Raw genomic sequence first — 13,622 nt, 5'->3', positions numbered from 1 at the left:
GACTTTATGGAATGCTCAAATGATTTAGTTCAATCAAAGTAAAAATGCCTTATCGAAAGTGACAAGGCATGGCAAGGGGCTTTGATTCAGTTGGCACTATTTTCGTGTCATATCTATCTGTGTGTAATCCACCTGGTAACCAATATCGTCCAACACCGCTAGGGTGATTGGTCGTATATCATTACCGTTTGCCATCACTTCCTGAGTCATTGGTGGAACATGGTTCCCTCTAGGTTCATCCTCAGATTGAATGTCATCGTATAAGTGCCCATTGGTCGAGAAGGGTAAACACGTAAACTGGGTGTTGTAGAGTCGGTTGTAGGTGGCCAGTGCAACGCTGTTGTCTTTACAAAAGCCAGAGCCATTGATCTCATCGATGTGATCCACGATAAATGGGTCTGTGGTGGAGCCAATCCCCAAAATGTGGCCAATTTCATGCAAGATGGTGCCTTTGTAACTCGCGACCTCAAAACTGGGCTGATGGGTATTGGCGTGCATCCAAATAACGCCGTATGTTGGAATCTCTAGACCGTTGATCGGCACAGACTCCTCTACTAGAGCTAAACCATCAGATTCGATCGTATCTGTCACCACAACATCAATGTCTAATGTGTGATGCTCTCTTCCCTCAACGGACTTGACGACCTCAAGCCACTCTTTGGCCGCATCAACATATCGTTGTTTATCTAAACCTTGGAACTCATTGAACCGAAGGTTAATCGTGATCGATTCATTTTGAACCGAGATGGTGTCCGCGATAGCAGAAAATGAAATAAGACTGGCAAAGAAAATTGTTTTCATGATTAATATCTAATGGCTCCACCAACGTAATAGTTCATGTTGTCGTCAATGCCAGAGTCGTTCTTTTTTACCCCAGCCCTGACTTCGAAAACGCTGAAGTGATGTGATAACTCCAGTCCATAAATAGGGCTCCACTTATCGTTGCTAAACTTGTGGTAACCCGCAATCGGAGTGACAAAGAAGTTGTTTACCAGTGGGAAGGACGGTTTCACGTTCAACCCGTAAGAATATTCTGACTCATACTTGGTATACACCAACTCATAACCGAAACGATCACCGTTAGAGTTTGCAAACTGAAATCCATATTGAACAGATCCCTTTGAGCCGCTTAACAGGCTATCAACGCCTAAGTAAAGGTTAGTTTGTGCAGCGGCTGGCATTGACAGAAATAGGAGTAAAGCGAGTTTTTTCATTGTTACATCAACGGTTTCTAAAATTTCATCAATAATAAGAGCCGAATTCTCTAACCGCTTCTTTTACTTACAAATCTTACCCCTAGCTTGCAATTCTTACGCACTAATCGACTTTACTGAAGGTCATTCAGAGCAGAAATATAGTTTTAATCATGGGTAATAAATAATACGTAAATTACTACTTTTATCCTTTTTAAATTCTTATGTTGTATCTGAATATTATGTAATGGAGTGGGAGGAGGTGACGATAGCTCCCCTTTACGCAGATGAAATATTCATTGTTAACATTGAAGAAGATATTGTTTTGATGCCGTTTGATGATTAATTCAAAGATAGTGTTGCCGTTATAAACCGCAGCATTACCACCACCAAACATGGTGAGTTGGTTGAAAACATCGACACTTATCGTCTTTTCGTTTAGTTGATCGAAAGGCTACGGGACAGGTTTGAGGGTAATTACTTGTTTTATATTGGGTTAAAAACTAACGTTTGCGTTGATAAAAAAGCGAGCCCCCAGTTCTCCCCCGAATAACTGGATGGCTCGCGAAGCTAACTCGTGACGATTATTGAGTTAGAAGTTGGTGTTTTGGAATACACACCTTTATTTTTTTAATGTGATTATCACGCTCAAACAGGTGCTTGCTTATCGATTCGCTCAGCAGTAAGCCCTCGATGTTTTCAACCTTCCCATCTGTGAAGAAGCAGCTAATGGCGGCACGGTCTGATAACTCATAAACAAAAGGCACTTGGCAGTAGGTAAATGCCAACTGATTCTCATCAACTTTGTAGCTGCATCGCTCACCCAACACGTTCAAACAATCAAACTGAGTCGCTTGAGAGAGAAACTCTTGTGGCGATAGCAGTGTTGGGTTGATGCCAATTGTCCCATTTTCCACTTCAATCCCCAGTTCTGTGAATCGAGTGATGACCTCTTCTTTTACCTGACCAGTCATCCCCGGCTGCTGAGCGCCCGCTTGTTTTGGCGTATGGGAGTACGGATCGGTTGGGAAGGCGCCGTAGTTATCTGGCGATTTATTGAACCCAATACCGGCGCGAACTTGATAATAGTAGTGCGCTAATTGAGCGGTTTCTTTACTGCTAGGATCGAGATCGCGCGCGGCGAGATAGTTTTCCTGCACCGCCAGAAGCAGTTTTGACACCATATGCCAGTAGATACAGCCCAGACCTTCATAGCCAAACATGGTGCCAGAGCGCCCGGTAAAGGCTTTATGATTGAAGACTTGTTCGTAGAGGTTATGAACCGACTCTTTCGCTTCCACTGTCAGTGCTTTGTACTGATTGCTATCGATGCTGTTGAGTGCGGTAGCCAGGTACTCGGCATTTTCAAAAGCTGGGTTGAAGTGGACCGCGCCCGTTGCATCTTGATTCACAATGCGTTGGTCTCCCGCTTTGAGCATGGCAGACAGCAGCGGCGATTGGGCAATCTGGTCCGCAGTGATTTGGTTTTTCTCCATGAAGCTTGGCAGATCGCGATCTGGGTAGAGCATAAAGCTGCGTTGATCGTCGCGATACATTTCGCTGGCAAAGAGGTTATCCAGCAAATTGACGGCCTCCTTCGGTGAAAGCACGCCTGAGCTGAGCACCGCGACTTGACCTTCAAGCATCGGGTACAGCTCTTCAATGTTAAGAGTTTCGCCGCTGTAGGTGACGATGTTGTAGGCGTTGTACAAACCGTCTTGGCGTAAGTTGCTTTGAATGCTGGAGTCGAGCACATCAAGGCTGGTGGCCAGCATGTCGGAAATCGCGCTCACCTCGACTTGAGTCTTGCCCGAGAAACCTTTCATGCGGTAGACGCGGCTGCGGTAGAGTTCGAACGCTTTCTCTAGCTGGGTCAGAATGGCTTTGCGCGTTTGGCGAGTTACGGTTTCTTGGCGAATCTCCTTGCTCGCGTCTTGCAGCACTTTATGAATCGAAAGCATCCAATCGAACACTTCTTTCGACATGGAGATCGAATCCGGTGCCGATTCCAGCAGCGCTTGGGTAAAGGCGACGTAGCGACGCATGTAATAGAGCGTGACCATGGATAAGCCGTTACCCACGATGGCATTGTTGGCATCGTTCCATTCCGGACGTTGAGTGTTCAGCCAAATACCGCCATCAAGCACGAGGTTGCTGAGTTTTGACAGCAGCGGAACCAAGATCTTTTCCGTCAAGTTGACCATGTAAACTTCATCGCCACCTTCCACGAGCAAGCGACCATCGCTACCGAGCGCTTCGACACGTTGTTCAATCTCGTATTGCAGCTCTTGGTCAAATGAGACCGTGTCCTTCGGGTTAGCAAAGAGCTGCTCTACAGAACAGAGCTTGTAAGGGACGTTCGCGTAGCTGTAGATGTCGTTCGACAGTTGTTCAGTCAGCTGCGCACCCTGATACTTTTTCGCCAGCTCAAGGAACTTAAGTAGGTAGATGATCTGGTGATCACCCCAGTAGCCGATGTTGCTCCAAGGATCGTCAGGCTCAAGCAGTTCCCAGTCGATGCCATCTTTAGTAATGCGGTAAGGGTTGTAGCCATCAATGGTTGAGGCATTCACAAATTTAGCGATAAAGGATTGAATGAAACCAGGGTAGCTCAAAGCGATCGCTTCCCAGTTTTGGAAAATGTCACGCCAGTTGCCTTGATATGAAAGTAAGCGCTCACCATTTTCATCTTTGAGTTTGATTTCGTAGTGGTTCCAAGGACGACTCGGGTCACCGTGGCGACGACCAAACGTCAGCGGCAAGTACTCGTAACTGAGGCGGATAAGCTGTGGGTCTTGGCTGTTTTTCGCAGCAGAGATGAGCTCGGCGTGAGTAAAAGAGTCGGGCAGGTCGGCGAAAAAGGCGCTGTGTTTTGCGACTACTTTTTGGTTGGCGTTGCGCAGCGTCTTGAGTACATCTTGCTTATCTAAGTCATAGTTGTTTTCAATCACACCGCCACGCATGTTGTTAAACAATACGTTCGCATAGTGGTGAACGCTGGTGTTCTCTTCGTTGGTCAATTGCCAAGCGTCCGCGCCCGACATCAACTTAACTAAGTCATTTTGGTTGTCGGCGATGCTTTGCTCGACGTTTAATCGCAGATCCGCAGGTTTGTCTAACAGGCTAATCAGTTCGCTAACCGCTTGATGATTCTTGTCGATGTCAGCAACGATCAACCAGCCTTGTTTTTCACTTGGAGCAAGAGAAAGTGTTTTGTGGATCAGATAGCTGCCGCGTACGCCTTTTGTTAGTGGCTCACTGTGGATTGACTGGCCTTGGCGAAACGCGTTCACTTGTTCGCTGCTCAGTAACAGCTGGTGGTCTCCCTGATCAAGCGCAAACACGGTGGTCGCAAGGAGAGATTCGGCAGGCTCTGCGCGATCACTCAGCTTGGCGTACATGGTGTAAAGCGCTAGCGAGGACGCTTCAACTTGTTCGTTCCATTTGTAGGCATCGACCAAGGCGCTGCGAGTTTGCAATGCCTGCAAAGGCGCACCAGACGGCAGCAGGTTTTGTACTCCGTCGAGCACATCCATGTCACGAGTTTGGTCACTCAGGTTGGTGAACTCACACTGACGCACAAATCCGAAACGCTCACTTGAACTCCAGCGGTAGCTGAATTTCAATTGCAGAGAGTGGTTTATCTCTTCAAATACGATCTTGTCCCCGATGGTATTTTTGTAGAGATTACGCTCCGTTTGGTACAGGCCATTGTGGTGTGGGTTAAACGGTTCCCAGAGCATAACGCCGTTGTCTTGTTTGACTCGAACGATGGTTTTTGAGCCGGTGTTATCGGCACTCTCATGAATGTGATCGACCGAGCGGTAAGGGAACAAGGCATTTTCTGGGCGAATGCGACCTGCGGAAAGCGCCCCGGTTGATGAGATAAAAAGCCAGTGATCGCTGGCAGAAACCACACTGATAAAGAAGGGTTTCATCTGGTCAACGTTGCTGATTTTGTAAAATCGCTCACCGTCTAAGTCAACGAATTGACCGCCAACGGCTAAGTGAGATGGAGTAGCAAAAGTCATAATTTTTTCCTTGATACCTACATTTCGCTGATTTTGAGCAATAAGAACCGTAGCCAAGCTGTGAACCTCGGTTCTTTAAGCTTAGAGCGAAATGTCTGTTTAAATCTGTTTATCGTTATAGGTGATGGCAGCGCGCGTAATGGTCTGGCCCGACTTGGGTTGGCTCGGGCACGGACTGCGTACATTGCTCAGTCGCTTTTAGGCAGCGACTGGCAAACGGACAGCCGACACTGCTGGGTTTCCACAGTGGGATGTCGCCTTTTTTCGCCATTAGCTCGCGTTTTCCTGAGTTGCCCACTTCCGGTACCGCAGAAAGAAGTAACTGCGAGTATGGATGCTGTGGATTTTGCGTCACGCTGTCGCTGTTTCCCCATTCCACCATGTGCCCGACGTACATCACGGCGGTCTTTTCCGCGAAGTAACGCGCGGTAGCGATATCGTGGGTGATGTACATAAATGAAATGCCGTGTTTGTCTTTAAGATCTGACATCAAGTTCAAGATGCCGAGTCGAACCGACACATCGAGCATTGAAATTGGTTCATCGGCAAGGATGACCTCAGGATCGACCGCAATCGCGCGGGCAATCGCGACACGTTGGCGTTGACCACCACTTAGCTCATGTGGGTACTTTTCTGCCGTCTCTTTTACTGGTGACAGACCAACCAAGTCGAGTAACTCATACACCAGTTGTGGGATCGCTTCTTTGCTCGCACGATTGTGAATCATCAAAGGGCGAGCGATGTGATGATAGATGGTATGAACAGGGTTTAACGAGCCAAATGGGTCTTGGAAGATCATCTGCACTTGGCGTGCGTATTCAAGCTCACCATGCTCTTTGATGTACTCGTTGAGCTCTTGGCCTTTAAACTCAACATTACCGCCAGTTTTATCATAGATACGAGTTAAGACGCGTGCGCCAGTACTTTTTCCTGAGCCAGATTCACCAACAATGGCCAGTGCTTCGCCTTTACGCAGCTCAAACGATACGTCGTTTACGGCGCGCATAAGATTGCTTTTCACTGACTGACCGAGTGGAAAGTCTTTGACCAAGTTTTTCACCGAGAGAATGACCTCAGGATTGGTTGCGTTTTCCATGTTTTCTCTCCTGTTAAACAAGGTGGCAAGAGACTAAGTTGCCGTTGTTGACACGCGCCAATACAGGTTCTGCCTGCTTACACTGGGCAAAGCAGTCGTTGCATCGTTCTTGGAAGTTACAGCCTTGTGGAATTTGCAGTAAGTTCACTGGGTTACCCGGGATGCCGTACAAGCGCTCTTTTGGTCCGTGAATGGTTGGGAATGACGAAATCAGTCCTTTGGTATAAGGATGCTGAGGGTCACCAAAGACGTTCTGAGCATCGCCAAGTTCAATCAGATTGCCCGCGTACATCACGCCAATTCGGTCTGCAATTTCACCCATCAAGCTCAAGTCATGGCTGATGAACAGAATCGAGAAACCGAACTTGCTCTTGAGTTCATACAGCTCATTGAGGATTTCGCGCTCGACCACCACATCAAGCGCGGTGGTTGGCTCGTCCATAATGATCAGTTTTGGCTCAAGGGCTAACGCGACTGCGATCACCACGCGTTGACGCATGCCGCCACTTAATTGGTGTGGGAAGCTCGCCATACGGTCGCCATGTATACCCACCACGTTCAGTAGCTCTACGGCACGGTCATAAGCTTGTTTGTAAGGAATCTTGCGATGAGCAAGAATGACGTCAGTTAACTGCTCGCCAATGGTAATCACTGGGTTGAGCGAGTTCATCGCACTTTGAAACACCACCGAGACGTCGTTCCAGCGGAACTTACGTAGCTGGCGATCATTCATCTTCAACACATCTTGGCCGTTGTAGATGATTTCACCCTCGGAAATCAATGCGGGCGCTTTGTGTAAGCGAGAGATCGCAAACGCGAGCGTGCTCTTGCCGCAGCCTGATTCACCTGCAATACCTAAGGTTTCACCTGGTGCAATGGACAGGCTGACGTTGTTTACCGCGCGAGCTACGCCATTTGGAGACACATAGTCAACGCATAGATTATTGATTTCTAGTAATTTGCTCATCTTAGACCTCGGCGTTTATCGGCTTCTTTTTTCAGTTTGTGCCACAGCTTGATGTGCGGGCCGGTACGTAGTTTCGGGTTGCTCACTTGGTCAATCGACATATTGACTAGTGCAAGCGCACCGCCGGTAATTGCCAATGCCATCGCTGGTACCAGCATTTCCCACCACGCTCCGGTGTACAGCGCTGACGAGGTTTGTGCCCAGTAGAGCATGGATCCCCAGCTCACTTCGGTTGCATCACCCAAACCGAGAATGCCTAGCCCCGCTTCTGAGCCCATTGCGTAGATCACCGTACCTAGGAAGCCGCCAAACACAATCGAGACAAGGTTCGGCAGGATCTCAACGAGGATGATGCGGATTTTGGATTCGCCCATCACTTCCGCAGAGATGATGAACTCCTTGTTACGAATCGCCATGGTTTGCGAGCGTATGACCCGCGCGCCCCACGGCCAGGAGGTGATCCCGAGGAGGATGGTTATCACCAGAGACCCGACTTGACCTAAGAACGCGGCCAGAACAATCAACAATGGCAATTGAGGGAAGACCAAGAAAACGTTGGTCAAAAAGTTCAAACGGTCATCAATTTTTCCACCAAAGTAGCCTGATGAAACGCCAATGATCACCGCAAGGCTCATCGCAATGATGCCCGCAGAGATCGCCACGGTTAACGATTTACGTGCGCCATAGAGCACTTGGCTGTAAACGTCGCGTCCGCTACGAGTGGTGCCAAGCACATGCTCTGCGTTGGGGGCGACATGTGGCCTTGCGACCCGTTTTTCTGGGTTATGCGTTGCCAATACTGGAGCAAAAATAGCGCCAGCCAACACAATGGAGAGTAACAGGCCGCCAATGATGGCTGGTGGATTGCCATAAAAGAAAGCGTACACTTTGCCGAGCGATTTCTTGATTCGTTGCCACGAAAACTTTGATTCACGTTTTGTCAAAGCGTGGGCGGACGATGAAGTCGTGTTAATGAGTTTGTCCATGATGCACCTTAATTCGAAATACGTGGATCGAGCCAAACGTAGAGTAAGTCAGCGATGAAATTCGCAGTCAGAACCGCTGACACCAGAATGAGTAGAATGGCTTGAATAAGTGGGTAATCGCGCGCCACAATGCCTTTTAGCAAGATGTTGCCAAGTCCTTGGTAGTTAAATACCACTTCGGTCATGATCGAGCCTGCAAACGAGAAACCAATCGCCATCGCAATGGCTGTTGCGACAGGAAGGATGGCATTGCGTCCAGCATAGCGAGACATGACGCGGTAGCTGCTTAACCCTTTCGCTTCCGCCATGGTGACGTAATCTTCGCCCAAGACGTTGATCATCGCGTTGCGCATGTTAAACACCCATGTTGAGATTCCGACGATCACCATCGAACCAACCGGTAATACGGCGTGTTTCGCGACACTGGAGATAAACTCCCACGTAAAGCCGGGGTCGAGTGCTGGGTCATAGGTGTAGGCGAGGGGAAGCATCTCGAGTTTTAAGCCAAAGAAGTAAAACAGCAGCAGCGCGGTAACGATGTAAGGGAAGTTACTGATGAACGCGAGAACCGGTGGTACTACCTGACCAAAAATACCTTCGCGTCGGTAAGAGGCATAAGTACCAATACTGACACCGATGATAAGCGCGACAATCAAAGAGCCCAAGGCTAAGAACATGGTCCAAGGTAGGGCATTGGCGATCACTTCAGAGACACTCACAGGGAACATCAGCACGGAAGGGCCAAGATCGAGGGTAAAAACACTTTTTATGTAAGCGATGTATTGCTCGAAGATGTTGCCATCCACAAAGCCATACATTTCGCGCACCGCATCCATTTGCGCAGGATCCATTCGACCTTGGGCTGCTGCAAACAAGGCATCCACGGGATCTCCGGGCATTAACCTTGGCAACATAAAGTTGAAGGATATGGCAATAAGAAAAGCGGTGAAATAAAAGCCAAATCGGCGAACTAAAAACGACATAACGAACCTTTTAACCTAGGAGCCTAACAACTTAGGCTCCTTATAATTGCTAGTGAGAGAGATTATTTAAGGTGTAAGTTGTTCAAAATAATCACGCGCTTACCGCCGTCGTACCAAACTGGTTGAACGTATGGATCTTTTTCGTTCGGCCAACCCACCACTTTCTTGGTGCTGTATTGGAACCATGTCGGGTTTGAGAACAGTGGGATAAATGGCATGTTTTGAGCTGTGTATTCTTGCAACTCAGAGATCACCGCTTCTTGTTCTTGGGCATCACCAATCTTGCCAAAACTCTCGATCAGCTTGTCGATCTCTAGTGAGTTAATGCCGTGACCCGCGTGCCATGTTTTACCAATGCGCGACGTTGAGAAGTACTCTTGGTAAGCTAAGATTGGGTTGGTTGCCACCATCGACCAGTTAATCGACATGGTGTAGTTGCTCTCTTTAAGATTCTTGTCATACACCGCCCAGTCGACTGTCTTCACATTGGCTTTAATCCCCACCTCGTCGAAGTACTCGGTGACCATTTGCACAACTTGAATCCAGTCGGTCCAGCCGTTCACAACTTCAATATCGAAAGAAATATCTGAGCCATCGCTATTGTCGCGGTAGCCGTCGCCGTTTTTATCGACCAGTCCTGCTTCATCAAGCAGTGCTTTTGCTTTGTCTGCGTCGTAGCGCGTAAGGTACCCGTACTTGTCGTTCACGTTTTTATCAATGTGCGTTTTGTACAGCTCTGCGATGCCACCTGGGTTGTAGTTGGCTGTTGGGTAACCGTAAGCGGCGATATCTACAATCGCTTCACGGTCTAGCGCCATTGAGAGCGCCTGACGAACGCGAAGATCATCAAATGGCTTTTTCTTGGTGTTTACGTAAAGGTGGATCGCGTCGTTTGCTGGGTACCAGAAGTGGTTGTTCGCTTTATCTTGAGCCACGAAGGTCGACTCAACGTCGGCAATAAAGTTGGAGCCCCAGTCAATTTCGCCTTTGATCAAAGCAGGTTGAATTTGTGAGTTGTCGTTGTACGAGCGGAAGTTGACACAATCTAGGTAAGGACGGCCTTCAAGGTAGTAATTTGGATTGCGACACAGCTCCATTTGCTGAGGCTTGAGGTATTTCACCACCGTCATTGGACCGCTACCAACAGGGTTAGGGTTGGTAAATGTGGTGAGGTCATCAACTTTTGACCAGATGTGTTTTGGAACAATGTGGTAACGCTCTAGATTCCAAGCGAATGTTGAGTCGGCTTTCGCTAGCTCGAAAACCACCGTGGTTGCATCTGTCGCTGTGATGGTTTGCAAGTTCTTACCCGACCAAATCCCCTTTTGGTCAAAGGCAGGCGCCTCTTTCGTAAGCATGAAGCTGTAGACCACGTCTTGCGCTGTTAACGGCGTACCATCAGACCATTTCAAGCCCTTTTTAAGTGTTAAGGTGATCGTTTTAAGATCATCAGAGTATGCAAATGACTCGGCTAGGCGGAAGTCTGTCTCGCCTGTCATATTGTTGAAGACCATTAGTGGCTCAAACATGATGCCGTGGTACAGGTCTTTGGTGGTGTATGGGTTGAAATTTTCCACAAAGCCTGTGTTGATGATTGGAACCGTCAGTGTTCCACCTTGCTTGATGTCTTCCGCTTGAGCCGCCGTTGAAAGCAGCATGCTGGCAGCAATGGTCGCGAGCAGAGTTTTCTTATGCATCACATTGTCCTTATTTCATTATTGGTTTGATTCATCCCCCGGAAGCGTTTCTTAAAAAGAAAGCGCTTTCTTTGGGTTGTTTTAGCTTCATGAAGTCATGAATACAAACTTTTGTGTTCAAAATAGACCTTGGATCACAGATCATTGCTTTGTGCCAAGATAATGAAATTAGAATGGGGTTTGGTTTATTATTTAATATAATCAGTTATTTAAAATGATACCCCACGTTTTTACTGTTAGTGTCTTTGAGCGTTTTCATGCTAGATTTTTACAACAGGCAGGCTGAAATAAACGATATTTTTAGATGTCGATCACTCTTTTCTCTGTGTTAAATTTGCGGATCTTCACAAATTCCACCAAAATTAAAGAAACCGCTTTCTTTGGTGGGGCAAAAAGGAAATTCTTAGCTCTTCTGTCGTGCACTTAGGGGGAATCTCGTGATCACTTTTTGGAACGGAAATAAGTCTGTTGCTAGGCAAGAATATGAGTATCAATTATTCGAGCTGTTGGCCGCAGATAGCAAGGAATTAGAACCAATACATAACGACCTTACCGACTATCCCGCTGCGGAAGATGAAGGCGCTGTGTTTGACAATGGCGCGGATGCGCTGGTGACGATTGCCGGAAACAAGAAGTTTGCTGGAAAACCCTTGATTGAAGTGAAGATTCCACTTTGTCGAGGGCTGCTTGGTTGGCGTTTAATGGTGGTTGCTCGTGAGCGTATCGACGAGTTTCGAGATTTAACATTGGCGCAATTGAAATCTAAACGAGTGGGGGTGCCTGCCACTTGGGTCGATGCTGAGCTTTTTCGAGCCAACGGGTTTGATGTTATTGAGCGCGGTTCGTTGGACGATATGCTGGGCTGGATCGAGCAGGGTGAGGTCGACTTTATGACGCTCGGCGTCAATGAAATCCATGACATTTTGGCTGACCCTAACCAGCAAACGCGTAATTTAGCCATCGAGCCAACACTGGCACTCTATTATCCATTTCCGGTTGTGTTTTATGTGAACAAAAACGGGGCTCAGTTAGCTGAGCGCTTAGGGCAACAGTGGCAGGAAAAACAGCAAATGGTGACGGAGCATTTCTTCGCTCACTATGGGGAAGCAATCGCAAAAGCAGACTTGGCTCATCGTCAGGTGATGACGTTAACCAATCCTATGCTGCCAGAAGGGTATGAGGCGCTTATTGAAGCGGACTTGTATCGGTTAACGGAGCCTCTTTGAGCCCACATGTGCATGTGAGAAAGCGGAGTGAATCCGCTTTTTCTCGACGATCGTTCTAAGTGGACGACGGCTCTGATTGAATCGGTTATCTATCGCTATGACGACCCGATCATTTCCAGCGGTTATAGCGTGCCGACGGAATCTCGCACAATCAGCTCTGGTTGAAGCTGCTTTTTCATACTCGCTGGGTTGTCTTGCACAATCGCCAGCACACCTCTTGCCGCTTCCCTGCCCATCTCTTCGACTGGGAAGTTAACGGTTGTCAATCTAGGGCGAATGTGGGCGCTGTGGTAATCATTGTCAAAGCCTACCACGGACAAGTCTTTGCCAATGGTGATGTTGCGTTCAGCAGCAACGTCATACACCGCAAGGGCAATGTTATCGTTTTGGCAGAAGACCGCGGTGATGTCTGGGGCGCGATCCAAAAGGCGTCGAGTGCGCTCATGGTTGCCATCATGGTCAAATCGCCCTTCAATCACATAGGACGGATTATAGGTGATCCCCGCTTCAGCAAGGGCTAGACGATAGCCTTGCAGTCGGTCTCGGCTATCTCCTTTACTGAGTTGACCCGTAATACAAGCGATTTTCTGATGGCCTTTGTCGAGTAAATGCTTGGTTGCAAGATAGCCGCCCAACTCGTTGTCGATAAAAATGCAGTTGTCAGCAATATCTGGGATAAAGCGATTCAAAATGATGGTTGCAGGGGTCTCTTTGACCACCTCAATGAGTTCGTCGTCAGACAGTTTGTCTGAGTGCAAAATGAAGCCATCTACGCGTTTAGAGCGCAAAAATTCAATCGACTCGCGCTCTTTGGTGTGAGACTCCTGACCGCTAGTGACAATCAAGTGATTGTTGTTACAGCGAATAGTGTCTTCCGTGTGGTGCATTAACGGACCATAGAAGGGGCCATCTAACGAGCCAACAAGCATGCCTATGCTGTTAGAGCGACTGGATGCTAATGCCTGAGCAAATGCATTGGGCTTATATCCGAGTTGCTCAATCGCAGCAAACACTTTCTTACGGTTCGCTTCTTTCACAGTCGGGTGATTGTTAATTGCACGAGAGACAGTTGCTTGGGAAACTTTGGCCAACTCTGCGACTTCTTTTATTGTAATCAAGGCATTAACTCTTTTAAAAAGGGTGTCGTTATTCGTTTACGAGTGTATGGTGTTTTACTATTTACTCGCTTTTCTTGGAGGACTCTACATTTATCTCCATTTTACCCCATAAATGTGAGCATAAACCAAAGAAAGCGCTTTCAATATGATTTAGATCTCGTAATGTAGGGGTGTTCTGTTGGCAAAATCGCCATATTCCAATGTTATTTCTAAGTCATTGATCAAATTAAGCGCAGCAGTATTGAGCAAAGACAGTCGAATGACAACTGGATATCATCAGGTGAGTGTTTAACAAAATTTACAAGAAAGCGCTTTCCTGTGTCAG

Annotated in this window: 10 protein-coding genes; 1 reads left to right on the top strand and 9 read right to left on the bottom strand. The window is 47.6% G+C overall.

Annotation, left to right across the window (positions count from 1 at the left end; all coding sequences use genetic code 11):
- Positions 1-96: 96 nt before the first annotated feature.
- From OH458_RS08000 to OH458_RS07965, 8 genes are all read right to left on the bottom strand, one after another.
- Positions 97-801: a hypothetical protein gene (locus OH458_RS08000; protein WP_269977904.1), complete on the bottom strand. Its 705-nt coding sequence runs from the start codon at positions 799-801 to the stop codon at positions 97-99.
- A gap of 2 nt (positions 802-803) precedes the next feature.
- A complete protein-coding gene (locus OH458_RS07995) occupies positions 804-1,214 on the bottom strand; it encodes a hypothetical protein (protein WP_269977903.1) in 411 nt (136 codons plus the stop codon).
- A gap of 563 nt (positions 1,215-1,777) precedes the next feature.
- The gene (locus OH458_RS07990) at positions 1,778-5,224 is read right to left on the bottom strand and encodes a hypothetical protein (protein WP_269977902.1); all 3,447 of its coding nucleotides are present in this window, start codon (positions 5,222-5,224) and stop codon (positions 1,778-1,780) included.
- 115 nt (positions 5,225-5,339) lie between these two features.
- A complete protein-coding gene (locus OH458_RS07985; RefSeq protein ID WP_269977901.1) occupies positions 5,340-6,320 on the bottom strand; it encodes an ABC transporter ATP-binding protein in 981 nt (326 codons plus the stop codon).
- Positions 6,321-6,333: 13 nt separating this feature from the next.
- Positions 6,334-7,287 (bottom strand): ABC transporter ATP-binding protein, encoded by a 954-nt coding sequence (locus OH458_RS07980; RefSeq protein ID WP_005469434.1) that lies wholly within the window; start codon positions 7,285-7,287, stop codon positions 6,334-6,336.
- The gene (locus tag OH458_RS07975) at positions 7,284-8,273 is read right to left on the bottom strand and encodes an ABC transporter permease (RefSeq protein WP_038135358.1); all 990 of its coding nucleotides are present in this window, start codon (positions 8,271-8,273) and stop codon (positions 7,284-7,286) included. Before OH458_RS07975 ends, OH458_RS07980 begins: the two co-directional genes overlap by 4 nt.
- 8 nt (positions 8,274-8,281) lie before the next feature.
- Positions 8,282-9,256: an ABC transporter permease gene (locus OH458_RS07970; RefSeq protein ID WP_269977900.1), complete on the bottom strand. Its 975-nt coding sequence runs from the start codon at positions 9,254-9,256 to the stop codon at positions 8,282-8,284.
- A gap of 62 nt (positions 9,257-9,318) precedes the next feature.
- Complete coding sequence (locus OH458_RS07965; RefSeq protein ID WP_269977899.1) at positions 9,319-10,953, bottom strand: ABC transporter substrate-binding protein; 1,635 nt, start codon at positions 10,951-10,953, stop codon at positions 9,319-9,321.
- 437 nt (positions 10,954-11,390) lie between these two features.
- On the opposite strand from OH458_RS07965, the gene OH458_RS07960 reads away from it, so the two are divergent.
- On the top strand, positions 11,391-12,179 hold the full coding sequence (locus tag OH458_RS07960; RefSeq protein ID WP_269977898.1) for a hypothetical protein: 789 nt from the start codon (positions 11,391-11,393) through the stop codon (positions 12,177-12,179).
- Between the two features lie 122 nt (positions 12,180-12,301).
- Here the strand turns inward: OH458_RS07960 and OH458_RS07955 are convergent, their stop codons facing one another.
- Positions 12,302-13,297, bottom strand: coding sequence for a LacI family DNA-binding transcriptional regulator (locus OH458_RS07955; RefSeq protein WP_269977897.1), 996 nt, complete (start codon positions 13,295-13,297; stop codon positions 12,302-12,304).
- Between the last annotated feature and the right edge of the window lie 325 nt (positions 13,298-13,622).

The sequence above is a fragment of the Vibrio sp. MarTm2 genome (assembly GCF_027587055.1).
GTDB classification, from domain to species: domain Bacteria; phylum Pseudomonadota; class Gammaproteobacteria; order Enterobacterales; family Vibrionaceae; genus Vibrio; species Vibrio sinaloensis_D.
Note: the sequence above shows the minus strand (reverse complement) of the source record. Positions and strands in the feature narration are given on the sequence as shown.

Excerpts from the sequence above, each read along its gene's own strand:
- OH458_RS08000 (WP_269977904.1), bottom strand. The coding sequence starts at position 801 with ATGAAAACAATTTTCTTTGCCAGTCTTATTTCATTTTCTGCTATCGCG.
- OH458_RS07995 (WP_269977903.1), bottom strand. The coding sequence starts at position 1,214 with ATGAAAAAACTCGCTTTACTCCTATTTCTGTCAATGCCAGCCGCTGCA.
- OH458_RS07990 (WP_269977902.1), bottom strand. The coding sequence starts at position 5,224 with ATGACTTTTGCTACTCCATCTCACTTAGCCGTTGGCGGTCAATTCGTT.
- OH458_RS07985 (WP_269977901.1), bottom strand. The coding sequence starts at position 6,320 with ATGGAAAACGCAACCAATCCTGAGGTCATTCTCTCGGTGAAAAACTTG.
- OH458_RS07980 (WP_005469434.1), bottom strand. The coding sequence starts at position 7,287 with ATGAGCAAATTACTAGAAATCAATAATCTATGCGTTGACTATGTGTCT.
- OH458_RS07975 (WP_038135358.1), bottom strand. The coding sequence starts at position 8,273 with ATGGACAAACTCATTAACACGACTTCATCGTCCGCCCACGCTTTGACA.
- OH458_RS07970 (WP_269977900.1), bottom strand. The coding sequence starts at position 9,256 with ATGTCGTTTTTAGTTCGCCGATTTGGCTTTTATTTCACCGCTTTTCTT.
- OH458_RS07965 (WP_269977899.1), bottom strand. The coding sequence starts at position 10,953 with ATGCATAAGAAAACTCTGCTCGCGACCATTGCTGCCAGCATGCTGCTT.